Origin of the sequence: Lacinutrix iliipiscaria (assembly GCF_042686125.1) — a bacterium.
In the GTDB taxonomy this organism is placed as follows: domain Bacteria; phylum Bacteroidota; class Bacteroidia; order Flavobacteriales; family Flavobacteriaceae; genus Oceanihabitans; species Oceanihabitans iliipiscarium.
In genome coordinates this window covers 1,142,135-1,165,324 of sequence record NZ_JBHUOV010000001.1, presented here as the reverse complement: position 1 = coordinate 1,165,324, position 23,190 = coordinate 1,142,135, and the positions used below count along the sequence as shown (strand labels likewise).

Annotated in this window: 23 protein-coding genes; 16 read left to right on the top strand and 7 right to left on the bottom strand. The window is 31.6% G+C overall.

Annotation, left to right across the window (positions count from 1 at the left end):
• Positions 1-859: LamG domain-containing protein (locus tag ACFS5M_RS05230; protein WP_379898098.1), on the bottom strand; the 859-nt coding region annotated here is incomplete at its 3' end.
• A 94-nt stretch (positions 860-953) separates the two neighbouring features.
• Here ACFS5M_RS05230 and ACFS5M_RS05225 point away from each other — a divergent pair.
• A complete protein-coding gene (locus tag ACFS5M_RS05225; protein WP_183486493.1) occupies positions 954-1,862 on the top strand; it encodes an FkbM family methyltransferase in 909 nt (302 codons plus the stop codon).
• Between the two features lie 9 nt (positions 1,863-1,871).
• A complete protein-coding gene (locus ACFS5M_RS05220; protein WP_183486491.1) occupies positions 1,872-2,720 on the top strand; it encodes a glycosyltransferase in 849 nt (282 codons plus the stop codon).
• Here ACFS5M_RS05220 and ACFS5M_RS05215 read toward each other — a convergent pair.
• Both ACFS5M_RS05215 and ACFS5M_RS05210 read right to left on the bottom strand, forming a co-directional pair.
• Positions 2,713-3,522: a DNA/RNA non-specific endonuclease gene (locus ACFS5M_RS05215; RefSeq protein WP_183486489.1), complete on the bottom strand. Its 810-nt coding sequence runs from the start codon at positions 3,520-3,522 to the stop codon at positions 2,713-2,715. The genes ACFS5M_RS05220 and ACFS5M_RS05215 overlap by 8 nt on opposite strands.
• Position 3,523: 1 nt before the next feature.
• Positions 3,524-6,160 (bottom strand): valine--tRNA ligase, encoded by a 2,637-nt coding sequence (locus ACFS5M_RS05210; protein ID WP_183486487.1) that lies wholly within the window; start codon positions 6,158-6,160, stop codon positions 3,524-3,526.
• A 187-nt stretch (positions 6,161-6,347) separates the two neighbouring features.
• Between ACFS5M_RS05210 and ACFS5M_RS05205 the strand changes: the two genes are divergently transcribed.
• Positions 6,348-6,773 carry a DUF1573 domain-containing protein gene (locus ACFS5M_RS05205; protein ID WP_183486485.1) on the top strand — a complete coding sequence of 142 codons (426 nt, stop codon included), beginning with the start codon at positions 6,348-6,350 and terminating at the stop codon, positions 6,771-6,773.
• Positions 6,774-6,826: 53 nt separating this feature from the next.
• Here the strand turns inward: ACFS5M_RS05205 and ACFS5M_RS05200 are convergent, their stop codons facing one another.
• Positions 6,827-8,170, bottom strand: a complete 1,344-nt coding sequence (locus ACFS5M_RS05200; RefSeq protein ID WP_183486483.1) for a retropepsin-like aspartic protease — start codon at positions 8,168-8,170, stop codon at positions 6,827-6,829.
• Between the two features lie 124 nt (positions 8,171-8,294).
• On the opposite strand from ACFS5M_RS05200, the gene ACFS5M_RS05195 reads away from it, so the two are divergent.
• The 10 genes from ACFS5M_RS05195 (at position 8,295) to ACFS5M_RS05150 (ending at position 18,094) form a co-directional block, all read left to right on the top strand.
• Positions 8,295-9,485, top strand: a complete 1,191-nt coding sequence (locus ACFS5M_RS05195; protein WP_183486481.1) for a pyridoxal phosphate-dependent aminotransferase — start codon at positions 8,295-8,297, stop codon at positions 9,483-9,485.
• Positions 9,485-10,498, top strand: a complete 1,014-nt coding sequence (gene murB, locus ACFS5M_RS05190) for a UDP-N-acetylmuramate dehydrogenase (RefSeq protein ID WP_183486479.1) — start codon at positions 9,485-9,487, stop codon at positions 10,496-10,498. Before ACFS5M_RS05195 ends, murB begins: the two co-directional genes overlap by 1 nt.
• Positions 10,499-10,564: 66 nt before the next feature.
• A complete protein-coding gene (locus tag ACFS5M_RS05185; protein WP_183486477.1) occupies positions 10,565-11,110 on the top strand; it encodes an RNA polymerase sigma factor in 546 nt (181 codons plus the stop codon).
• A complete protein-coding gene (locus ACFS5M_RS05180) occupies positions 11,107-11,898 on the top strand; it encodes an anti-sigma factor domain-containing protein (RefSeq protein ID WP_183486475.1) in 792 nt (263 codons plus the stop codon). The genes ACFS5M_RS05185 and ACFS5M_RS05180 overlap by 4 nt, the downstream gene beginning before the upstream one ends.
• 109 nt (positions 11,899-12,007) lie before the next feature.
• Positions 12,008-12,211: a membrane or secreted protein gene (locus tag ACFS5M_RS05175; protein ID WP_183486473.1), complete on the top strand. Its 204-nt coding sequence runs from the start codon at positions 12,008-12,010 to the stop codon at positions 12,209-12,211.
• Positions 12,212-12,217: 6 nt separating this feature from the next.
• Positions 12,218-13,330 carry a glycosyltransferase gene (locus tag ACFS5M_RS05170; RefSeq protein WP_183486471.1) on the top strand — a complete coding sequence of 371 codons (1,113 nt, stop codon included), beginning with the start codon at positions 12,218-12,220 and terminating at the stop codon, positions 13,328-13,330.
• Positions 13,321-13,869, top strand: a complete 549-nt coding sequence (locus tag ACFS5M_RS05165) for an RNA polymerase sigma factor (protein WP_183486468.1) — start codon at positions 13,321-13,323, stop codon at positions 13,867-13,869. The genes ACFS5M_RS05170 and ACFS5M_RS05165 overlap by 10 nt, the downstream gene beginning before the upstream one ends.
• Before the next feature lie 66 nt (positions 13,870-13,935).
• Positions 13,936-14,814 carry a lipoyl synthase gene (gene lipA / locus ACFS5M_RS05160; protein ID WP_183486466.1) on the top strand — a complete coding sequence of 293 codons (879 nt, stop codon included), beginning with the start codon at positions 13,936-13,938 and terminating at the stop codon, positions 14,812-14,814.
• Positions 14,814-15,812, top strand: a complete 999-nt coding sequence (gap, locus tag ACFS5M_RS05155; RefSeq protein ID WP_183486464.1) for a type I glyceraldehyde-3-phosphate dehydrogenase — start codon at positions 14,814-14,816, stop codon at positions 15,810-15,812. Before lipA ends, gap begins: the two co-directional genes overlap by 1 nt.
• A gap of 47 nt (positions 15,813-15,859) precedes the next feature.
• Positions 15,860-18,094: an ATP-binding protein gene (locus ACFS5M_RS05150; RefSeq protein WP_379898085.1), complete on the top strand. Its 2,235-nt coding sequence runs from the start codon at positions 15,860-15,862 to the stop codon at positions 18,092-18,094.
• On the opposite strand, the gene lpxK is transcribed toward ACFS5M_RS05150, so the two are convergent.
• A complete protein-coding gene (gene lpxK / locus ACFS5M_RS05145) occupies positions 18,084-19,127 on the bottom strand; it encodes a tetraacyldisaccharide 4'-kinase (RefSeq protein WP_221267552.1) in 1,044 nt (347 codons plus the stop codon). The two genes, ACFS5M_RS05150 and lpxK, sit on opposite strands and share 11 nt — an antisense overlap.
• Positions 19,128-19,134: 7 nt before the next feature.
• Between lpxK and ACFS5M_RS05140 the strand changes: the two genes are divergently transcribed.
• The 3 genes from ACFS5M_RS05140 to msrA all read left to right on the top strand — a co-directional run bounded on the left by ACFS5M_RS05140 (position 19,135) and on the right by msrA (position 21,786).
• Positions 19,135-20,229 carry a Nif3-like dinuclear metal center hexameric protein gene (locus tag ACFS5M_RS05140; protein WP_183486462.1) on the top strand — a complete coding sequence of 365 codons (1,095 nt, stop codon included), beginning with the start codon at positions 19,135-19,137 and terminating at the stop codon, positions 20,227-20,229.
• 3 nt (positions 20,230-20,232) lie between these two features.
• Positions 20,233-21,012 carry a zinc ribbon domain-containing protein gene (locus ACFS5M_RS05135; RefSeq protein WP_183486460.1) on the top strand — a complete coding sequence of 260 codons (780 nt, stop codon included), beginning with the start codon at positions 20,233-20,235 and terminating at the stop codon, positions 21,010-21,012.
• A 108-nt stretch (positions 21,013-21,120) separates the two neighbouring features.
• On the top strand, positions 21,121-21,786 hold the full coding sequence (msrA, locus tag ACFS5M_RS05130) for a peptide-methionine (S)-S-oxide reductase MsrA (RefSeq protein ID WP_183486458.1): 666 nt from the start codon (positions 21,121-21,123) through the stop codon (positions 21,784-21,786).
• Here the strand turns inward: msrA and ACFS5M_RS05125 are convergent.
• Both ACFS5M_RS05125 and ACFS5M_RS05120 read right to left on the bottom strand, forming a co-directional pair.
• The gene (locus ACFS5M_RS05125) at positions 21,783-22,586 is read right to left on the bottom strand and encodes a class I SAM-dependent methyltransferase (protein ID WP_379898344.1); all 804 of its coding nucleotides are present in this window, start codon (positions 22,584-22,586) and stop codon (positions 21,783-21,785) included. The genes msrA and ACFS5M_RS05125 overlap by 4 nt on opposite strands.
• A gap of 145 nt (positions 22,587-22,731) precedes the next feature.
• A complete protein-coding gene (locus ACFS5M_RS05120; protein ID WP_183486456.1) occupies positions 22,732-23,151 on the bottom strand; it encodes a (4Fe-4S)-binding protein in 420 nt (139 codons plus the stop codon).
• Positions 23,152-23,190: the final 39 nt, after the last annotated feature.

The window sequence follows — 23,190 nt, the reverse complement described above, 5'->3', positions numbered from 1 at the left end:
ACATTTGCATCACTGTTACTGGTGTTCCTAAATAATTATAAGTCACGGTGTAGTCTGTACTTGCATTCAAATCTGAAATGGTAATACTACCATCAGCTAAAGAACAATCTGTTGGGTCTTCTGAATTAAAAAGGCTATAGCTTACACCTAATAACTCAGCAATATTATCATCTGTAAGTGCCCTATCCCAATATCTAAAATCATCAATTGCCCCTTTAAAATAATTAGCAGGAACACCTAAATCTCTATCATGTCTTCCTATACAGCCAGGACCTGTTGAGTATTGTAGAGCACCTCCAGTACCTGAATAACTTCCTCCATTTTCTAAACAATCAACATATATTTTCATATTAGTCGCAGAATTGACAATTATGATAATATGATGCCAAACATTAGTGTCAATAGCTACATTTGTAACAAAACTTCTTCTCGTTGAAGATAAATAGCTATATGATCCATCACCAAAATTGATTGCATAATTACCTGTAGATGCTTGAGAATTAAAAAACACTCCTGTATTTCTATCTTCTTCAAAAGAAGTATTAAACACCTCTCTATCATCTAAACTAAAACTTTCATATTTAATCCAAAACGAAAAAGAAATTGGTAATTCAGGCTTTAATTGCGCAGTATTTGGGAAATTAATATAGTCATTAACACCATCAAAATATATAGCAGAATTAGGGTTACCTAATCGGTCAATACCGAAAGTTGCCCCAAAGTTAACACCATGATTATCATTTATGCTTGCATCAATAACATCGCCATTAAATGAATAATGAAGGAGTAAATTGTCGTTTAAATCTTGAGGAAATAAATTAGTGCATACAAGAAAGAATATAATGTATATGAGCTTCATTTGTTTTTACATTTTTCTCAAGTTTTAAGAAATAAAATTATTTTAATCTTCTTTATAATGTATATATATTTACAAGGTAATAAAAAAAACAATAATGAATTTTTTTATAAATATCTTCTATAGACTTATTTATCATCCTAAATTAAATTATATCATTAGAAATTTAAATTATTTATTTAAAGATTTACTATTAAATAAAATAAAAATTCCTCCATCAGGAATAATTAATTTAAAAACTGATTCGGGTAATTTAAAAATGGAGACTAATCAAACTAGCTATTTAACTCAATTGTTATTTTGGAATGGCTATAAATCTTTTGAATATTCTAAAATATTTGAATCTCTATCTAAAGACATAAGTGTTTTTTTAGATATTGGGTCTAATATTGGATACTACTCTTTATTAGCAATTAAAGCTAATCCTAAAATTAAGGCTTATGCTTTTGAACCAGCAAAAGGGCCTAAGCATTATTTACAGAAAAATATTAAGCTTAACCATTTTGAAAATAATATAATACATAAAAATATTGCACTATCTAATACTACTGGAAAAATAGATTTTTATGAAGTTGAAAATGTAAAATATCAATACTTAAAGTATAATTTAGCAGGAGAAGGAAATGCAGGTACAAAAACAACCTCTCGTAATTTCATTAAAAACTCAGTGCATTCTGAAACCCTAAACAAATTCATTGAGGATGAATCTATTGAGAACATTGATCTTATAAAGATTGATACTGAGGGCACTGAGGTAGATATTTTAAACTCCGGAAAAGAAAGTATAGTAAAATTTCAGCCTATTATTATTTGTGAAACTTTATTTAATAATATTGAGCCTGAATTAGATTTTTATTTTAATTCAATAAATTATTACTTTTTTAATCATACTCCTAAAGGATTAAAAAAAGTACCTACAATTAAGCGTAATGTTGATGATGGCATAAGAAATTGTTTCTTTGTACCTGAATCTAAGTTACATTTAATCTCCAAATTTGTTATCTAAAATTAAATTTTGAATTTTTACATCATCATTCCTGCACATAACGAGCAAGATTTTATAGCGCAAACTTTAGAATCCATAGCCAGTCAAACTTTACTTCCAAAACGTGTTGTGGTTGTGAATGATAACTCTTCAGACCTCACACAATCTATTGTCGAACGTTACACTTCAACATATGATTGGGTTAAGCTATTGCATTCAAAATCTTCAGACCAACATTTGCCAGGAAGCAAAATTATAAATGCCTTTTATAAAGGTTTTGAATCTTTAGATAACAACTATGATGTGATATGTAAATTTGATGCCGATTTAATCTTTCCTAAAAATTATTTAGAACAATTAGCGAATCATTTTAAAGCAAACGAAAAGCTAGGAATGGCTTCAGGTTTCTGTTATATTGAAAAGAATAATGAATGGATTTTAGAGAATTTAACTCGTAAAGATCACATTCGCGGCGCTCTTAAAGCATACAAAAAAGAGTGCTTTAACCAGATCGGACAACTAAAAACATCTATGGGTTGGGATACTGTTGATGAGTTATTAGCAAAATATCATAACTGGGAAATTTTAACTGATGAGTCACTACATGTGAAGCATTTAAAACCAACAGGTCTTAGCTATAATGAATCCTCTAAATATTTACAAGGCGAAGCCATGTATAAAATGCGATACGGCTTTATAATCACTCTTATTTCTGCATTAAAACTCGCTTATAAAAAGAAACGTTTTTCACTATTTAGAGATTATATTTCTGGATATTTTAAAGCTAAAAAAAACAAGGCTGATTATTTAGTCACTAAAGATCAAGGTGATTTTATTAGAAAGCTGCGATGGAAAGGTATTCTTAACAAGTTTAATTAAAACTCCAATTTTTATAGCTATTCGATGCTTCTAATTTATTTTCTACAGCATCATCTAATTCTGCAAAAAAATCAATGCCTGTAAGTTCTTCCACCTCATCAACAGAAACCACAAATTTGTATAGAGGCTCGTCAGAATTTTTATGAGGCATTAAAAAAGCTAACATTTTAGTCTGTCCAGAATTATTATCGATTAACACTTTATAAAACTGATTAGGCACAGACACTTTTTCTTCACCAATCGTTTTCATTTGTCCTTTTAAAATTCCTCCAGACACTACAAATACACCATCATATTTATTTGCCCAATAGCGTGTTTTTTGCTCTAAACGATTCCAAACACCTGAATTAAAATCATGCTTTTGAGGAGAAATATTAGAGGTTAAAAAAGTTTCATCATGTGCAAATTGACTGTATTTACGATCTCCTGCAGGACAAAGATGCCCTCGATCATAACCAGAGTTTTTATAATTACGCCAATGAGCAGCACCTGATTTCACCGCTTTATCTATTTCAAAATAAGGGCGTTTAAAATTTGTACTAGATAAATGCGATTTTTTTAATTCGTAAGCCACCCATTCAGCCTGTTCATGAGGCTCGCTATAGCTTAAAGAATAGCCTTCATGGTGGACAACTTGTCCAGTTGTACTTGTTGGCAAAAAATACGCGTTGGTCTCTGTTTTTACAGAAGTACCTTCTTCAATAATTTCTTCTGCTACTTGATGGTCAAAATAGGCATCATAAGCATACACACCTACTAGAATTATAATAGCAATAAAAGTGTATAGCTTTCTTTTAGTCATTTTAGTTTAAAGAGGCTAAACTCGTTTTTAAAGTTTCAATTTTAGCTAATGCATCAGCTTCTTTTTTCTTCTCACTAGCGACAACTTGTTCTGGAGCACCAGCAACAAAACGCTCATTAGATAATTTCTTTTGAACCGATTTTAAGAACCCTTCTGTATAGTTGAGTTCTTCTGTTAGTTTTTTAACCTCAGCCTCGATATCTATTGCACCAACCATAGGTATAAAATACTCATTTGATTTCACACGATAGGTTAAAGCACCTTCTATAGTTTCTGTGGTGTAATTTATAGCTTCAAGGTTTCCTAATTTAGCAATAACAGCATCAAAGGTTGTACTCGCTCTTTCATTATTTATTACAGAGAAACCAATAGTATCTTTAAAGGCTATATTCTTTTCTTTTCGAATGGTACGTATTCCAGAAATGACTTCAGAAGCAAAATCAAATTCAGAAATTAAAGTTTCATTAATGGCTTTAGTTTCAGGCCATTTTGAAATGATTAACGCTTCCTCTGGTGTTCTTTCAGCAATATAATGCCAAATATCTTCTGTTATAAATGGCATAAAAGGATGTACTATTTTTAAATTATCTTCAAAAATAGTAATCACACTTTTTAATGTTTTTGCATCGATAGGTTGTTGATATCCTGGTTTTACCATTTCTAAAAACCAACCACAGAAATCATCATATATTAATTTATAAGTTGTCATTAAAGCATCACTCAATCTATATTTGCTGAAATGATCTTCAATATCTATTAACGCTTTTTGAAACTTAGATTCATACCATTCAATAGCTATTTGACTTGCTTTTGGTTGCTCAATGTTTTCATCAACTTCCCAACCATCAACTAAACGATAGGCATTCCATATTTTATTCCCAAAACCTTTTCCTTGTTGGCATAAGGCTTCGTCAAACATCAAATCGTTTCCAGCAGCAGAGCTTAATAACAAGCCAACACGAACACCTCCAGCGCCATAATCTTCAATTAATTTTAAAGCATCAGGAGAGTTTCCTAAAGATTTACTCATCTTTCGGCGTTGCTTATCGCGAACCAAACCTGTGAGATACACATTATTAAAAGGCTTTTCGTCTTTATACTCGTAACCAGCAATAATCATACGTGCGACCCAAAAAAATAAAATATCTGGACCAGTTACTAAATCGTTGGTCGGATAATAATATTTAATCTCTTCGTTTTCAGGATTACGAATACCATCAAAGACAGACATTGGCCATAACCAAGAAGAGAACCACGTATCTAAAGCGTCTGTGTCTTGCTTTAAATCGTTAGTGGTTAAGTGTTGGTTGTTGGTTATTTTTTTTGCTTTTTCTAAAGCTTGTTCAATAGTTTCTGCAACGACAAAATCTTCTTTTCCATCACCATAGAAATAGGCAGGAATTTGTTGTCCCCAAAGCAATTGACGTGAGATATTCCAATCACGAATATTCTCCATCCAGTGACGATACGTGTTTTCGAATTTTTTTGGAAACAATTTAATTTCGGCATCTTCACCAAGAACTGCTTTAATTGCAGGTTTTACTAAATCTTCCATTTTAAGAAACCATTGGTCACTTAAACGCGGTTCGATAACTGCTTTGGTACGCTCTGAAGTCCCTACTTTATTAATATGAGTTTCAGTTTTAACTAAAGCCTCATTATCTTCTAACTCTTTAGCCACTGCTTTTCTCGCCACAAAACGATCTTGCCCTTCATAATGCAATCCGAAGCTATTTAATGACGCATCTTCATTAAAGATATCTATTACTTCTAAATTGTGCTTATCACCTAAATTCTTATCATTTTCATCATGAGCAGGTGTCACCTTCAAACATCCTGTACCAAATTCAACATCAACATACGCGTCTTCAATAATTGGAATGACACGATTACAAATAGGCACAATGGCTTTTTTTCCACGTAAGTGAGAGAAACGTTCATCATTAGGATTAATACAAATTGCTGTATCTCCAAAAATAGTTTCTGGACGTGTGGTTGCAATGGTTAATACATCATTACTGCCTTCAATTTTATAATTGATATAATACAATAACCCTTGACGCTCTTCATGAATCACTTCTTCATCAGATAAGGTTGTTTTAGCTTCAGGATCCCAATTTACCATGCGATAACCACGATAAATCAAGCCTTTATCAAACAAATCAACAAACACTTTAATGACAGCTTCAGACATATCGTCATCCATTGTGAATTTTGTTCTATCCCAATCACAAGAACAACCTAATTTTTTTAGCTGCTCTAAAATAACGCCACCATACTCGTGGGTCCAATCCCAAGCGTGAGCTAAAAACTCATCTCTTGACAAATCATTTTTGTCAATACCTTGCTCCTTTAATTTAGCAACCACCTTAGCTTCAGTCGCAATAGATGCATGATCTGTACCAGGAACCCAACATGCATTTTTTCCTAATAAACGTGCTCGACGAATAAGAACATCTTGAATCGTATTATTAAGCATGTGTCCCATGTGTAGCACACCAGTAACATTTGGTGGAGGAATAACAATCGTATAGGGCTCTCTGTCATCTGGCGTGGAGTGAAAATAATTATGTTTCATCCAGTAGCTGTACCACTTGCTTTCTACGCTATTTGCATCATATTTTGATGGAATACTCATACTTTGGAATAGTTTTTGAAATATATCATGCAAAAGTACTTATATTTTGTGTTTTGTGAAATTATATTAAAGTAATTAATATACATTTATATAGGCTGATTGCATTCACACTCATGCATTACGTCTAATAATTTTGCAGATTGCTTAAAAAGTAAGTAAGTTTACAATCAAATTAAAAATCAAAATGATGAAACAATTAATAACAATTTTATTTATCGGATTATTTAGTTTTTCAATTAGTGCTCAAGACAAAGTAGCTAAGATTGAATTTAAAGACACTACTATAGATTATGGAACTATAGAAAAAGGTGCTGATGGTGTTAGAACATTCGTGTTCACAAATACAGGAGATGCGCCACTTATTATTTCTAAGGTTTCTTCTAGTTGTGGTTGCACTGTGCCTAAAAAGCCTGATGGCCCAATTATGCCAGGAGAAGATGGTGAAATTCAAGTTAAATACGATACAAAGCGTGTAATGCCAATTAGAAAGACCATTACTGTACTTTCTAACGCAGACACACCTACAGTAGCCTTAAAAATTAAAGGTGAGGTTATTGATCCTGAAAAAACAAGTGTTCTTGAAAAAAGAGAAAAAAGTGTTATGGAAAACTAGGTTTTTTAATAACTCTTTAAAAAAAGCTGTTTGCACTCTGCAAACAGCTTTTTTTATTCTAATACACTTTCTAATTTAAATTGAAAATTTAACATTTCACCATCTCTATCAATTTTTAACCTTATGGTCTTTCCTGCCTTTTCATAAAAGAATTGGGTTACTTCTTGCAAAGTATAATCTGATGCATCTTTAGAGTTCACTCTTAAAATAACATCATTAATCCGTAAGCCTACCTTTTCGGCAGGAGAATCTTTTCGCAACTCCACAATAACAAACGCTGGTTTAATAGAATACCTATACTCTCGACTAAAAACAAGTCTTCCGCCAGGTGTTGTGTGATCTTTATTAGATCTTTGTGAGCGAATATCTGGCACTATGTTTTTTTCTTCTTGTACAAGTCTAATTCCGTTATGTTCAAGTTCGATACCACTTTTATTATAGCTAAACGGTTCATTAAAATACTTGCTCTTTTTAAGTTGAATTGTAGCTCTTTTATAATCTATTATAATATTAAATCGTTTTAAAATGTTTCCTGCAAGACTTCCGTTTCTATCCTTATGATTCTTGGCAAAAGAAATAGAAGTAGAATCTGGAAAGGCAACATTAGCATTAGGTAATTTAAAACTTTTTATAGAGAACGCTTCCATTTTCGAGCGCTGGCCATACACGCTTCCATTTAAGCCATGACCTAAAAAATCTTCAAAACTTTTTTCACCAACAGTTAATCCTAGAGCCTTATCTTTAAATAGCCATAAAGCGTCGCTACCTCCAGAATCTATTAATAATTTTACTGGGATTTTTTCTGCATCTACAGTAACATCTGCTTGTATATAGGGTTTTTTATTAAAAAAATCCAGACTTAAGGTCTCGCAGTTTTTACAATCGATATGTTGATATTTATCATTTTCATAGATTTTAATATATTTCCCTGAATAATTAATTTCGACAATAAAATCTTTAAAGAAATCATAGCCAATAATACCATGCACAGGCATACCAAGTCTTGGTGCAAAATTTAATTTAGAATTATAAACAGCATACAAATCTAAACTCACATTAATAGCGTCTCCAATTTTTATAATATTATTCCTTGAGCGTAAGGCTTCAACAGGTTCTCCTTCTCCAAGCCCTCTTAGGAATATTTTTTCTGTATTGTTTATTTTAAGCGTTTCACTTACATTTAAAATATTAAATACAATTGGCTTGCTAACACCAGTATCAAGAATAAAAGACAATTCAACACCATTAATTTCAACAGGTATTAAGATTAAATTATTAATAAGTTTGAACTTTATTTTATCCGCATTTTTTTTGTTTTGAATTACAAATTTGCTTTGAGAAAAAGTAAAAGTGCAGAAACTAAAAAGAAACCATAAAAAGAAATATTTTTTTTTCATTAGCTACTGCTATTATTTATAATAATCAATTTACAATTCTTTATTCTGAAATCAATATTTAGTATAGCTTTTTAAAAAAACTTTAAGATAATTTTTGCAACTTTGTGGACTAACATTATAAGAAATGCCAACAATTTCAAGAAAAGGGCAGCAAATGCCACAATCTCCTATTAGGAAATTAGTTCCTTTTGCTGAAGAAGCTACAAAAGAAGGAAAAACGATATACTATCTTAATATTGGACAGCCTGATATTAAAACCCCTCAAATTGCATTAGATGCTGTAAAAACGCATTCATTAGAAGTTCTAGCTTATACGAGATCTGAAGGCTCTGAAGAGTATAGAAGAAAAATTGCTAATTACTATAAGAAACATCATATTAATCTTTCACATAATGACATTATTGTAACAACTGGAGGTAGTGAGGCTTTACTTTTTGCCTTTGGAAGCATTATGGATACTGATGATGAAATCATCATTCCCGAACCATTCTATGCCAATTATAATGGTTTCTCAACAGCTTCAGGCGTAAAAGTTGTTCCCGTAATTTCAAAAATTGAAGACAATTTTGCTTTACCTCCAATCGAAGAGTTTGAAAAATTAATTACACCAAGAACTAAAGCTATTCTAATTTGTAACCCAGGAAATCCAACTGGTTATTTATATTCAAAAGAAGAAATTAAAAAATTAGCTCATATCGTTAAAAAGCATAATCTCTTTTTAATTGCTGATGAAGTTTATCGTGAATTTGCCTATGATGGAAACACACATTATTCAGTGATGCAAGAAGAAGGTTTAGAGGAACATGCCATAATGATTGATTCTGTTTCTAAACGCTATAGTATGTGTGGCGCTAGGATAGGCTGTATAGTTTCAAAAAACAAAGCACTTATTCAAACCGCTTTAAAATTTGCTCAGGCACGATTAAGCCCTCCAACTTTAGCTCAAATTGCTAGTGAAGCTGCTCTAGAAACGCCTCAAAGCTATTTTGATGCTGTTATTGAAGAGTATGTAGAAAGAAGAAACACCTTAATCTCTGAACTACAAAAAATTGAAGGTGTAAAAGTGGCCAATCCTAAAGGAGCTTTTTATTGTATTGCAGAATTACCGGTAAAAAATAGTGATGCTTTTGCACAATGGTTATTAGAGCATTTTGATGTAGATGGTGAAACGGTTATGGTTGCACCAGCTGGCGGTTTTTACTCAACTCCAGGTGTAGGTTTAAACCAAATAAGAATTGCCTATGTTCTCAAAAAAGAGAGCCTTATAAAGGCTGTAAACATTATCAAAGAAGCTTTAAAAGTATATAAAGACTAGTGCAAGTTCAACACAACATATCCTTAAAAGGCTATAATACTTTTGGTATAAATGCCTATGCTAAGCACTTTACCTCTATTAATACTATTGAAGATTTAATAAACACCTTACAACTTCAGGAGTATCAAGAACGGTTTATACTTGGAGGTGGAAGCAATATGTTACTTACCAAAGATATTGATGCACTTGTAATGCATATCAATTTAAAAGGTATTAATATTGTTTCTGAAAGTGATTCGTCTGTAATTGTAAAAGCACAGGCAGGAGAAAATTGGCATGAATTTGTTTTATGGTGTCTTAATCACAATTTTGGCGGATTAGAGAATCTGTCTCTAATTCCTGGAAATGTTGGCACAGCTCCTATACAAAATATAGGTGCTTATGGTATAGAATTAAAAGACCATTTTGTGTCTTGTGAAGCCATTGAAATTTCATCACTTAAAACAAAGTCCTTCTCAAATGCCGACTGTAAATTTGATTATAGAAATTCAATATTCAAACAAGAACTAAAAGGGCAGTATATTATAACAAGTGTAACTTTTAAATTAAGCAAACAAAATCACAGCTTACATACTAATTATGGCGCAATTGCGTTACAATTAGAAACTATGAAAATTAAAAAACCTACAATTAAAGATATATCTAACGCTGTGATTGCTATTCGCGAAAGCAAACTCCCTAACCCAAAAGAAATTGGAAATAGTGGCAGTTTTTTTAAGAACCCTGTAATATCGCTAAAATCATTTGAAACTCTAAAGCAAAATTTCCCTAATGCGCCAAGCTATCCTGTGTCAAATACAACCATAAAGGTTCCTGCTGGTTGGCTAATTGAGAAAGCTGGTTTTAAAGGGAAACGTTTCGGTGATTATGGTGTTCATGAAAAACAAGCATTAGTATTAGTAAATTATGACAATGCAAAAGGCTCAGATATTTTGAAACTCTCTCAACTGATTCAAAAAACAGTAAAACGCATTTTTAATATTTCTATTGAAGCAGAAGTAAATATTCTGTAATATTCAAAAATAAATCTATAACTTTGATAGCCTATCAGTTAGCAAATAACTAAATCATATCAACTTTTGAGTACATCTATAGAACAAGAGATCGTAAAACTATTACATAATGGCGACAAAAAAGCCATTACCTTGCTGTATGAAAATTACTCAGACACATTGTATGGTGTGATACTAAAGGTGATTACAGATACTGATCTAGCTCAAGATGCTTTACAAGAAACCTTTGTTAAAGTCTGGAAAAAAGGCAAAACTTACGATGTAAAAAAAGCAAAACTCTTTACTTGGTTATATAGAATTGCTTACAATACTGCAATAGATAAAGTCCGTTCTCAATCAAATAAAACAAGTAAAGAAGTCCAAATTGAAACTTCAAACGTATATAGATTAACAACAAAGAGTTTAAACGAAGATGTTATTGATATAAAAACGCATCTAAAAAGTATAGATGAAAAATATCAAATAGTAATAAACGCACTCTTTTTTGAAGGTTTAACACAACAAGAAGCAAGTGATGAATTAGATATTCCACTTGGAACGATTAAATCTAGATTAAAAATTGGATTACGTGAATTAAAAAAAATTTACAATCCAGAATTAAAAAAGTCATGAATGATAAAATAATTACATTTTTAAATTCAGATCTATTAGATAAGTACCTAATAGGAACAACTACTGTTGATGAAACAGAAATGGTAGAATCTTATATTTCTAAATATCCAGAGGTTAAGGATGCTTATACAACTTTACAACAAAACTTAGAAGTTGTTGCAAAAAGTAATGCTGTAGATGCGCCTATGCATCTATTAAACGACATTCTTAACGCATTAGATGATCAACCAGTTATCACTTTAGAAACTAAACCTAAACGCAAGTCTTGGTATAGTTTTGGTGTTGCTGCTAGTATTGCTGCATTAATTTTTGCTGGATCTACTTTTATGTTCTATATGAATAATCAAGACCTTTTGCGTGAAAATGAAATCATAGCAGATGAAATTTTTGATTTACGTAATGACATTGAGCAGAATAACAAAATGCTAAGTGATATCATGCAACAATTTAAACAGCTTAACAACCCTGAAACTCACAAGTATATTATTAAAGGTAATGAAAGAGCTAAGAATTTAAAAACTGTTGCATACATTAATCCTATTGAAAAAACATCAATGATTGATGTGGTTTCTTTACCACAATTACCTGAAGAACAATGCTATCAAATCTGGGCAGAAGTACAAGACAAAATGGTTAGTTTAGGTGTTTTAAGTGAATCTGACAGTCAGCTTATTCCGCTACCATATACAGAAAATGCTTTAGGATTAAACATTACTATTGAACCTAAAGGAGGAAATAAAAATGCTTCAATTGAAAAAACTGTAGCAGAAATTACTTTAAAAAAGTAATATTTCAATAAAAACCCATTATCAAAAAAGAATGCCTCGTTATACAAAACGAGGCATTTTTGAATATATCAATGACTAAAAAATAGTATCTTTGTAAAAAATTAAACACATGAAACTATTAGTCCTCACTTTAATCCTTTTAGGGTTAGCTATTGCTGGTATCGCTATTAAAATTTGGGCAAAAAAAGACGGTGAATTTGCAGGGACTTGTGCAAGTCAAAACCCAATGCTAAATACGAAAGGCGAAGCTTGTGGTTTTTGCGGAAAAACACCAGACCAATTTCAAGATTGTAACGAACCTCAACATTCTTAATTGTTCATGCCTTTACTTGATATTGCTTTCTACATTTTTGTCGTTGTAGTTGTAGTCCAAGTTGTTTACTACCTTTTCATATTTTCAAAATTTGCTTTTTTAAAACCTAAGAAAGCAACCCAAAAAGATATTGCTGTTTCTATTCTTATTTGTGCAAAAAATGAAGCTGAAAATTTAAATAAAAACCTTCCCTTTATTCTCAATCAAGAGTATCCAAAATTTGAAGTTCTATTAATCAATGACGATTCTCAAGATGACACTCTAAGTGTAATGGAAACATATGCTGCACAATACAACAACGTGAAAATGGTTAATGTAGCAAGAAACGATAGATTTTTAGGCAGTAAAAAATATGCCTTAACATTAGGCATTAAAGCTTCTAAACACAATTTTTTATTACTTACTGATGCCGATTGCAAACCAAACTCGAAATATTGGTTAAAAGAAATGAGTTCTCATTTTAGCAACACTAAAACTATTGTATTAGGCTACGGAGCTTATGCCAAAATTGAAAATTCATTTCTAAACAAACTTATACGTTTTGAAACGGTTTTAACAGCTTTACAATACTTTTCATTCTCTAAATCTGGAATACCATTTATGGGTGTAGGCAGGAATTTAGCCTACAGGAAAGACTTGTTTTTTAATGCTAACGGATTTCAAAATCATATGCAAATTCCGTCTGGAGATGATGATATATTTATAAATCAAGTCGCATCAAAAGAAAACACGACCATCTGTTTTAGTAAAAATAGTTTTACCATCTCTAATCCTAAAACCACTTTTAAAGATTGGCTAACTCAAAAAAGAAGGCATATCTCAACAGCAAAGCATTATAAGTCAATACACAAAACGCTACTTGCTTTGTTCTATATATCGCAATTCCTATTTTGGTTTTTATCCATCACCTTTGTATTAACACTTTTTAAATGGCAATTAGTTTTGCCATTAATAGGGATTCGATTTTTGATTTTCTTCATTATATTTAGTGAAACCTCAAAAAAACTCAATGAGAAAGACCTCATTTTATTTCTACCTTTTTTAGAGTTTTTTTTAATTGGCACGCAATTAGCTATATTTATAACCAATCTTTTGACAAAACCTAAACATTGGAAATAGAACATGCTATAGAACAAGCAAAAAATAATGACCAAAAAGCATTTAACTTCTTGTTAGATACATTTTGGGACGATGTCTATGGATTTCAATTAAAACGTATTCAAAATGAAAATGATGCTGAAGATGTAACGATACAGACTTTTTCTAGAGCTTTTGACAAAATTGAAACTTATAACAAGGATTACAGTTTTAAAACTTGGCTGATCACGATTTCAAAAAATATTCATATTGATATTATTCGAAAAGAAAAACGCTCAATTTCAACAATAACTCCTAATACTGATGATAATTCAGTTTTTCAAATTCTAGATGAATCGCCTTCAGTAGAAGACAAACTCATTACAGAACAAAATCTTGCCAAGCTACTTCGAGATATAAAAAAACTAAAACCTCATTACCAGAAGGTTATTAATCTACGGTACTTTCAAGAATTAAGTTACAAAGAAATTTCTTCAGAATTAAATGAACCTATCAATAATGTAAAGGTAAAACTATTACGTGCTAAAAAGCTATTATCCGAAATAATTAAAGAAAAGTAACTTCACCTTTATAAGCACTAATTTTATAGAATACTTTGTATCTTTGTCTTTAGGAAATTGAATGAAATGAATACAGAAACTGCTTCAAATATATTGCCTGAACGTCAACCAAAACCAAAATGGCTTCGTGTTAAATTACCTACAGGTAAAAAATATACTGAACTTCGTGGTTTAGTAGATAAATACAAACTAAACACTATCTGCACTTCTGGAAGTTGCCCAAATATGGGAGAATGTTGGGGAGAAGGCACAGCTACATTTATGATTCTTGGTAATGTTTGCACACGATCTTGTGGTTTTTGTGGTGTAAAAACTGGACGTCCAGAATCTGTAGATTGGGATGAACCTGAGAAAGTTGCACGTTCTATAAAAATTATGAATATTAAACATGCGGTTTTAACTAGTGTAGATCGTGACGATCTTAAAGACATGGGAAGTATTATGTGGAGCGAAACTGTTAAAGCTGTACGTAGAATGAATCCTGAAACTACTCTAGAAACGCTTATTCCTGACTTTCAAGGACTAGAACAACATATTGATAGAATTATTGAGGTTGCACCAGAAGTGGTTTCTCATAATATAGAAACGGTTAGACGCTTAACACGTGAAGTACGTATTCAAGCAAAGTACGACAGAAGCCTAGGTGTTTTAAAGTATCTAAAACAACAAGGTCAGAGACGTACTAAATCAGGTATTATGCTAGGTTTAGGTGAAACTCGTGAAGAAGTTATTACAACTCTTCATGATTTAAGAGAAAATGATGTTGATGTAGTTACCATAGGTCAATATCTTCAACCAAGTAAAAAACATTTACCTGTAAAACATTTTATTAATCCAGATCAATTTGAAGAATATAAAAATATTGGATTAGAACTTGGATTTCGACATGTTGAAAGTAGTGCATTAGTGCGTTCATCATATAAAGCCCAAAAACATATTAACTAATGATTCATGTTGCGATAAATGGTTTTGGCCGAATAGGCAGACGTGTTTTTAGACTCTTACAAAACAATCCAAACATACAAGTAGTAGCTATAAATGATTTAGCAGATGCAAAAACTTTAAGTCATTTATTAAAATACGATAGTATTCATGGTGTTTTTAATGAAAATGTATCCCATGAAGGCAGTATTATTAAGGTTAACGGAAGAAGCATACCTCTACTTAATAAGCAGCATCCAAAAGATATTAACTGGGAAACTCATGATGTTGATATTGTCATTGAATCTTCTGGTAAATTTAAAGTCAAAGAGTCCTTAAATTGGCATGTTAAAAATGGAGCAAAACGGGTTATTCTTAGTGTTCCTCCAATTGCCGATGATATTAAAACGGTTGTTTTAGGTGTCAATGAACATATTCTTCTTGGAAATGAAAGTATAATTTCAGCAGCATCCTGCACAACCAACAATGCTGCTCCTATGATTGCTATCATGAACGAACTTTGTGGTATTAAACAAGCCTACATTACTACAGTACACTCCTACACGACTGATCAAAGTTTACATGACCAACCTCATCGTGATTTACGCCGAGCAAGAGCAGCTGGACAATCTATTGTACCAACAACTACAGGCGCTGCGAAGGCATTAACAAAGGTGTTTCCAGACCTATCAAATGTTATTGGTGGATGTGGTATTCGTGTTCCAGTAGCAAATGGCTCACTTACTGACATAACCTTTAATGTTGAAAGAAATGTTAGTATTACCCAAATAAACAATGCTTTCAAAGTCGCTTCACAAGGAAAATACAAAGGTATTTTAGAATATACTGAAGACCCAATAGTGTCAATAGATATCGTAGGTAACACGCATTCTTGTATTTTTGATGCGCAAATGACTTCCACCATTGGAAACATGGTAAAAATTATTGGTTGGTATGATAATGAAACAGGGTATTCTAGTCGAATTATTGACTTAATTAGCAATTTATCGGTAAAAAAATGACTTTTATCGAATAAATATTTATATTTGCTTTTATTATAGTTATTAAAATGTTCCGAATCAACTACTATATATGTGCTATTATCATGGTGTTGAGTTGCAATGTGTTTTCTCAAAACGCAAGTGCTCAAGAGAAAGATGCTATACTTCAAAATGTAAACAATCTTCTTAAACAAGCACAAAACAATATTGATAACTCAAATTACTACGAAGCTCAAAAAAATCTTGAAAGTGCGATAGAACCTGCAATCGCTATAGATGATAAGAAAAGTATTGGTTTAATTTACTCTAAAATGGGTAAAATTAAATATAGTGTTGAAGAACCAGATGAAGCCATAAAAAGCCTCGTAAAAGCTGTTGAAATTCAACGCTTTAATGAAGACAGAATTAATCTTGCCGAATCTTATAAAATCTTTGGCAATGTTTATGCTGCTAAAAAAGAATACAAAACTGCTTTAGAGTATTATAAGTCATCAAAAAACCTATTTGAACAGGAAGGTTTAGATGAATATGTTGCTGAAGTCTTGCTAAATCAAGGTCAAACTTATATTGCCTTAAAAGATTTTAAAATGGCAGAGAACTATTTAGGTCAGTCTCTAGCCCTTGCGAATAGATATAACTTAAAGAAAATTCACAGTAGTGCACAAATAAATTTAGGTATTGCGCATTCAAATCTAAAAAACATAGACAAAGCACTAGAAGTGACTAATGCTGGAGTTTCTGAAGCTCTAAAAAACAACTATGTCAATGTTTTAAACGAAGGGTATTTAATTTTAAGCGACTTAAACCAAGAATCCAACAACTATAAACTTGCCAACGAATACCTGAGAAAACACATCAAATTATCAGATTCACTTTTAAAAGTAAAACGAGAAAGTTTATCGCCTGAAAAAAGATTAGAGTTCTTATTAAATAGTCAAACAGAATATCAAAAACAACAGGCAGCAGATCTTGAAGAATTACAGGACTCGAAAAATTTAAGCAAATTAACTGCAATACTTAGTGTGGCTTTAATTACCATACTTTCTTTATTAACCTTGTCATTATACAAAAACAATAGAATTAGGTTAAAAACCAACAACATGTTACACAAAAAGAATGGCGAATTGATTCTAGCTAAGGAAAAAGCAGAATTAGCTTCAAAAACAAAAGCCAACTTCTTATCTACTGTAACACATGAACTAAGAACACCTTTATATGCAGTTACTGGTTTAAGTAATATGTTATTAGATGAAAACCCGAAACCTGAACAAGTACAGCATTTAAAATCTTTAAAATTTTCTGGTGATTATCTATTAACTTTTATTAATGACATCCTTCAAATTAATAAAATTGAAGCTAATAAAGTTGAAGTCGAACCTGAGGTCTTTAATTTAAAAAAGAAAGTTGCAAACGTGATTGCAGCTTTAAACAATTCAGCAGTAGACAATAATATTAAAATACATTTTGAATACGATAAAGACTTGCCTGAAAGCTACAATGCCGATCAGCTTAAAATTTCTCAAATCTTAATCAATTTAATAGGGAACTCAATTAAGTTTACTAAAGATGGAGATATTTGGGTTCGTGTTTATAAAATCAATCAAGACAATGATTCTTACTCTGTTCGCTTTGAAGTTGAAGATAATGGAATTGGAATAAGTAAAGAGAAACAAGAACACATGTTCGAAAGCTTTTCTCAAGGCTCAATTCAAATTAACAGAAAGTATGGAGGAACTGGTTTAGGACTTTCAATTGTTAAAGGGTTAATTGATATATTAAACGGAAAAATTTATCTAAAAAGTGAACTCGGAAAAGGATCAACTTTCACCTTTGAAGTGCCTTTAAAACACACCAAACAAGTTGTAGCGCCAGAACCTAAGAAAAGCTATTTTAAAGATATAAGTGAAATAGAATTAAGTACCATTAAAATTTTAATTGTTGAGGATAATAAAATCAACCAAATGATTACCAAAAAAATCCTCAATAAAATGAACTTAAACTGTGATGTCGTTGAAAACGGAGAAGATGCTGTAGAACAGGTTAAGATGGTAAACTACGATGTTGTTTTAATGGATATTCACATGCCAGGCATTAGCGGTTTAGAAGCCACAAAAATAATTAGAACATTTAATAAAGAGCTTACTATTTTTGCTTTAACTGCTGTTACCCTTGAAGATAAAATGCATGAATTTGATGAAGCTGGTTTTGATGATATCATTTCTAAACCTTTTAAACAAGAAGACTTCGAGAAAAAACTCTATTCAGCATTAATTAATGAAGAATCTGCTACAGTTAAGGCGTAACAAATACTTTAATTAAGGCATTAAAATCATCAGATTTATCAATAACTACCTCTATTGGCAAATAAAATAATTTATCTTTTAAAGACTCATAATTATAAAGTCTTACATAATCTTTTTCTGTGGTAATAATTAGAGATTTACTTTCAAACAACTCAATGTCTTGCGCTGTAAAACTATGATGATCTTTAAAATTTAAATGTTCAAACTTTAATCCATTTGATTCTAAGTGATGGACTAAAGGTTCTGCATTAGCAATTCCTGTAACTAAAGTAAAATCTTTCAATGCCTTTAATTCCATTTTTTTTGCTTCCGAAAACACCTCTTTTGCATAAACTATAGAACTAAAAAACACCTTTTGATTAGATTGAGGTTGAATGCGTTTCACAACCCTTTCTTTATCTGAAGCTTTTAAGTCTTTAGGGCATTTAGTTACTACAATAATCTGAGCACGCTTGGCTCCTGATTTTGGTTCGCGTAAATTCCCTGTTGGTAAAACCCAATCATTAACATATAAATTGTTATATGTTGTCAATAAAATATTTAAACCTGCTTGTACTTTTCTATGCTGAAAAGCATCATCTAATAAAATAACGTCTGGAATACGTTCTTGCAAGCTTAAAGTTGCTATTCCGTTTTGTCTGTCGGAATCTACTGCTACCTGAATCTCATTTTTAAACTTTTTATAAAACTGAAAAGGCTCATCTCCAAGCGTTTTGGCATTAGCAGCTTCATTAGCTAAATAAAACCCTTCAGTGCTTCGCTTATAACCTCTACTTAAAGTCGCAACCTGATTCTCATCTTTTAATAACCGAATTAAATACTCAATCATTGGTGTTTTCCCTGTACCTCCTACACTTAAATTACCAACACATATTACTGGGAAATCATATGCTTTAGATTTAAAAACACCTAAATCATAAAACACATTGCGTAACCAAGTTACTAAATAGTAAATGGGAACAATGAGGAAAAATATTTTTCTTAAAAGCTTCACAGCAACGAAAGTAATTATTTTATCTTTGAAGTTAAACATAAAAATTATGATTGTTCAAGACGTTATTAATTATTTAGAAGAACTTTCGCCTTTGGCTTATGCTGAAGATTTTGACAATGTAGGATTACTAGTAGGTAACAAAAACAATCCAATTACAGGAATTTTAGTAACATTAGACACGCTTGAAGCTGTTGTTGACGAAGCTATAGAAAACAACTGCAATCTTATTGTTAGCTTTCATCCAATTATTTTTAAAGGCTTAAAAAAAATAACAGGAAAAACCTATGTAGAACGTGTGGTCATGAAAGCCATTAAACATGACATTGCTATCTTCTCGATGCATACTGCTTTAGATAATGCCTGGCAAGGAGTAAACAATATGATTTGCAACCAATTAGAATTAAGCAATAGAAGCGTCTTAATACCACAAAAACAAACGATAAAAAAGCTAACAACATTTGTCCCTAAAACACAAGCTGAAATCGTCCGAAAAGCTTTATTTACAGCTGGAGCAGGAACCATTGGGAATTACACCAATTGTAGTTTTAACAGTGATGGCTTTGGAACTTACCAAGGCAATGAAAACGCGAATCCTACCATTGGTGAAAGAGGCATTACTCATGAAGAAGCAGAGACTCAAATTTCTGTGACTTATACTAAACATTTAGAATCCCAAATCTTAAAAGCTTTATTTAAGACTCATCCTTATGAAGAAGTTGCTTATGAAATTATAACATTAGAAAACACCAATCAACATATAGGCATGGGCATGTATGGCGAACTTAAAGTCGCACTATCTGAAACAGATTTTTTAAACATGCTTAAAGCTAAAATGAATACAAAATGTATCAGACATTCAAATTTATTATGTAAGCCTATAAAGAAAGTTGCTGTTTTAGGTGGTTCTGGCAGCTTTGCAATTCAAGCTGCAATAAACTCAGGCGCAGATGTTTTAGTGACTTCCGACTTGAAATATCACGACTTTTTTTCAGCAGAAAACAATATAATATTAGCAGATATTGGTCATTATGAAAGTGAACAGTTCACAAAAAATGGTTTAGTAGCGCATCTTACAAAAAAAATTACTAATTTTGCAGTCGTTTTATCAAAGACAAATACCAATCCTGTTCAATATTTTTAAAGTATGGCAAAGAAGAAAGAAGTTACTGTTGAAGATCGTTTAAGAGCTTTATATGATTTACAACTCATCGATTCTAGAATAGATGAAATTAGAAACGTGCGTGGAGAACTTCCTTTAGAGGTTCGTGATTTAGAAGATGAAGTTGCTGGTTTAAACACGAGATTAGAAAAATTAGAATTAAGCTTAGAGACTATCAATAATGACATTAGCTTAAAAAAGAATTTAATTGAAGAAGCAAAAGCTTTAATTAAAAAGTATGCTGAGCAACAAAAAAATGTTAGAAATAATAGAGAGTTTAACTCACTGACTAAAGAAGTTGAATTTCAAGAATTAGAAATTCAATTAGCTGAAAAACACATCAAAGAATTTAAAGCGCAAATAGATCAGAAGAAAGAAGTTATTTCTGAAACTAAAGAGCGTTTAAAAGAACGCCAAACACACTTAAAGCATAAGCAAGGTGAATTAGATGCAATTTTAGCTGAAACTGAAAAAGAAGAAAAAGCACTCATTAAAAAATCTGATGATTATAAACAATCTATTGAAGAGCGTTTAGTATCTGCTTATTCTAGAATCCGTGTCAATGTAAAAAATGGTTTAGCAGTTGTGCCTATTGAAAGAGGTGCTTCTGGAGGATCTTTCTTTACAATTCCACCTCAAGTACAAATGGAAATTGCTGCTCGTAAAAAAATTATTACAGATGAGCATAGTGGTCGTATTTTAGTGGATGCAGCTTTAGCTGAAGAACAGAAAACTAAAATGGATAAACTTTTCAAGAAACTATAACCAATCCTAATATAAAAAAGCCTTTAAACAAATGTTTAAAGGCTTTTTTTTGCTTCAAAGTTAAGGTTTAAATGCATTTTACGACAAACTTTAAAAAAATTAAATCATATGTATTCTTACAAAACTTATCTTTCCTCCTTCTTATTAATCATCCTTTTTAGCTGTAAAAACATAGCACAAATCAACCCTAAACAACAAGCTGTTATAGATGCTAAACCTATTGAAGTTGAATTAGTAAACGGGAAAGCTAGAGCTTATTTTGCAAGTGGTTGCTTCTGGTGTGTTGAAGCTATTTACGAAAGCGTAAAAGGTGTTGATGAAGTAATTTCTGGGTATTCTGGCGGATTTACTAAAAGCCCAACTTATGAAGCTAGTAACACAGGTAAAACGGGTCATGCTGAAGCTGTAGAGGTTATTTATAATCCTGAAATCGTAAGTTTTGAAACTCTAGTTGATGTGTATTTTGCTTCCCAAGACCCTACACAAGTAAATGGTCAAGGCCCAGATAATGGCTCGCAATATCGTTCTATTATTTTTTATCAAAACGACACGCAGAAACAAATCATAATGAATAAAAAAGAGGCTTTAGCTAAAACTTTGGGTGAAACGATTGCAGCAGAAGTGTATCCTTTTCAAAAATTTTGGATTGCTGAAGACTACCATCAAAATTTTGAGAAGTTAAATCCAAATCATGGCTATATTAGAAATGTCTCTATACCAAGATTAAAACGTTTTCAAGCTAAAATGCCTGAAGTTTTAAAAGCAAATCACTAAAGTTTTGTGGCTTTCAATTCAAAAATTAAAGGGTATAATTTATCTTTAGTTTCGTACATACCAGATTTTGTTTTTATTAAATCTGGCAACACATCATACGGACTTTCGTCATACTCATTTAAGTAGTCAATATGTAAACCTGCTTCGGTTAAGGCATTAATAACTTCACTTAAACCATGATTCCAACAATAGGTTTTTGATTCTATATCTGCATTTTCATCAGCATAGGTTCCTGTTTCTTCTTCATAAATCACTTCACGTCTATTATAAGCATATTTCATCTCTGGTTTTTCCATGATGTAGTCATACATCCAAACAATAGGATGAAACTCAGCAATATAGAACACACCCCCTTTTTTTAAACGCTCAGCAATCATTTTTCCCCAAGGTTTCAAATCTGGCAACCAACCAATAACACCATAACTCGTAAACACAATGTCAAATGTATCTTTAATGTGTTTTGAAGTGTCTAAAACATTACAACACACAAATTCAGCATCTAATTTTAATTCATCGTTCAATGCCTTTGCTAAAGCGATGCCTTCATCACTTAAATCAACTCCAACACATTTAGCACCTAACCGACTCCAACTTAAAGTATCTTGTCCAAAATGACATTGCAAATGTAAAAGAGACTTTCCTTTAACATCACCTAAGGCTTTTAATTCGTAAGGCATTAACGACGTTTTCCCCTTTTTAAAGCGTTCTAAAGCATACATATCACTTTCTGCATGCACTTTCACTTTATCATTCCAAGTCGCTTTATTTGTACTAAAAAATTGATTTAAATCACTCACAATAAAATATTTTTTTATTTTCAAACATCCAAAATACACATTTTAAACGTATATAAATAAAAGCTTCCGCATATTTATTGCGTCTATATATAAATTGAAAAGCGCTTTGTATTACAATATACAAAGCGCTTTTTTTTGGTTCGTTTTGTTATCCTATAAAGTTTTCCTTTACATGTGTTCCATCACAAAATGGTTTATTATTTGATAATCCACACCGACAAAAGGCTGTTGTTCTATTCTTCGTTTCTTGATTTCCATCTTTATGAGTCACCTTTAACGTGCCATAGACTAATAAAGGGCCATTTTCTAAGACTTCCACTTTAGTTTCTAAATGCTCAGATGTTTTGTCAGCTTCATTATTCATATAAAAACCTAAAGCTCCTGAAGGACACTGTTTCACTTGTTCAACTATCGCTTCTGTTTCAGCTGCATCAATCTTTACCCAAGGCCTATCCTTAGGGCGAAAAACACGTGGTAAACCTTTAGCACAAATAGCAGAATGAATACATTTTTCTGCTTCCCAAACTACAGTAACCTCTCCGTTAGAGTATTCTTTTATTTTGCTCATGACCTTAATATTTTATTAAATATACAAAAAAACTCATTT

What these genes read in the sequence shown, in the direction of transcription:
- ACFS5M_RS05140 (WP_183486462.1), top strand. Translation starts at nt 19,135, where the DNA reads ATGATTGTTCAAGACGTTATTAATTATTTAGAAGAACTTTCGCCTTTG.
- lipA (WP_183486466.1), top strand. Translation starts at nt 13,936, where the DNA reads ATGAATACAGAAACTGCTTCAAATATATTGCCTGAACGTCAACCAAAA.
- ACFS5M_RS05175 (WP_183486473.1), top strand. Translation starts at nt 12,008, where the DNA reads ATGAAACTATTAGTCCTCACTTTAATCCTTTTAGGGTTAGCTATTGCT.
- gap (WP_183486464.1), top strand. Translation starts at nt 14,814, where the DNA reads ATGATTCATGTTGCGATAAATGGTTTTGGCCGAATAGGCAGACGTGTT.
- ACFS5M_RS05205 (WP_183486485.1), top strand. Translation starts at nt 6,348, where the DNA reads ATGAAACAATTAATAACAATTTTATTTATCGGATTATTTAGTTTTTCA.
- ACFS5M_RS05120 (WP_183486456.1), bottom strand. Translation starts at nt 23,151, where the DNA reads ATGAGCAAAATAAAAGAATACTCTAACGGAGAGGTTACTGTAGTTTGG.
- ACFS5M_RS05225 (WP_183486493.1), top strand. Translation starts at nt 954, where the DNA reads ATGAATTTTTTTATAAATATCTTCTATAGACTTATTTATCATCCTAAA.
- ACFS5M_RS05215 (WP_183486489.1), bottom strand. Translation starts at nt 3,522, where the DNA reads ATGACTAAAAGAAAGCTATACACTTTTATTGCTATTATAATTCTAGTA.
- ACFS5M_RS05135 (WP_183486460.1), top strand. Translation starts at nt 20,233, where the DNA reads ATGGCAAAGAAGAAAGAAGTTACTGTTGAAGATCGTTTAAGAGCTTTA.
- lpxK (WP_221267552.1), bottom strand. Translation starts at nt 19,127, where the DNA reads ATGTTTAACTTCAAAGATAAAATAATTACTTTCGTTGCTGTGAAGCTT.
- ACFS5M_RS05170 (WP_183486471.1), top strand. Translation starts at nt 12,218, where the DNA reads ATGCCTTTACTTGATATTGCTTTCTACATTTTTGTCGTTGTAGTTGTA.
- msrA (WP_183486458.1), top strand. Translation starts at nt 21,121, where the DNA reads ATGTATTCTTACAAAACTTATCTTTCCTCCTTCTTATTAATCATCCTT.
- ACFS5M_RS05210 (WP_183486487.1), bottom strand. Translation starts at nt 6,160, where the DNA reads ATGAGTATTCCATCAAAATATGATGCAAATAGCGTAGAAAGCAAGTGG.
- ACFS5M_RS05150 (WP_379898085.1), top strand. Translation starts at nt 15,860, where the DNA reads ATGTTCCGAATCAACTACTATATATGTGCTATTATCATGGTGTTGAGT.
- ACFS5M_RS05180 (WP_183486475.1), top strand. Translation starts at nt 11,107, where the DNA reads ATGAATGATAAAATAATTACATTTTTAAATTCAGATCTATTAGATAAG.
- ACFS5M_RS05200 (WP_183486483.1), bottom strand. Translation starts at nt 8,170, where the DNA reads ATGAAAAAAAAATATTTCTTTTTATGGTTTCTTTTTAGTTTCTGCACT.
- ACFS5M_RS05195 (WP_183486481.1), top strand. Translation starts at nt 8,295, where the DNA reads ATGCCAACAATTTCAAGAAAAGGGCAGCAAATGCCACAATCTCCTATT.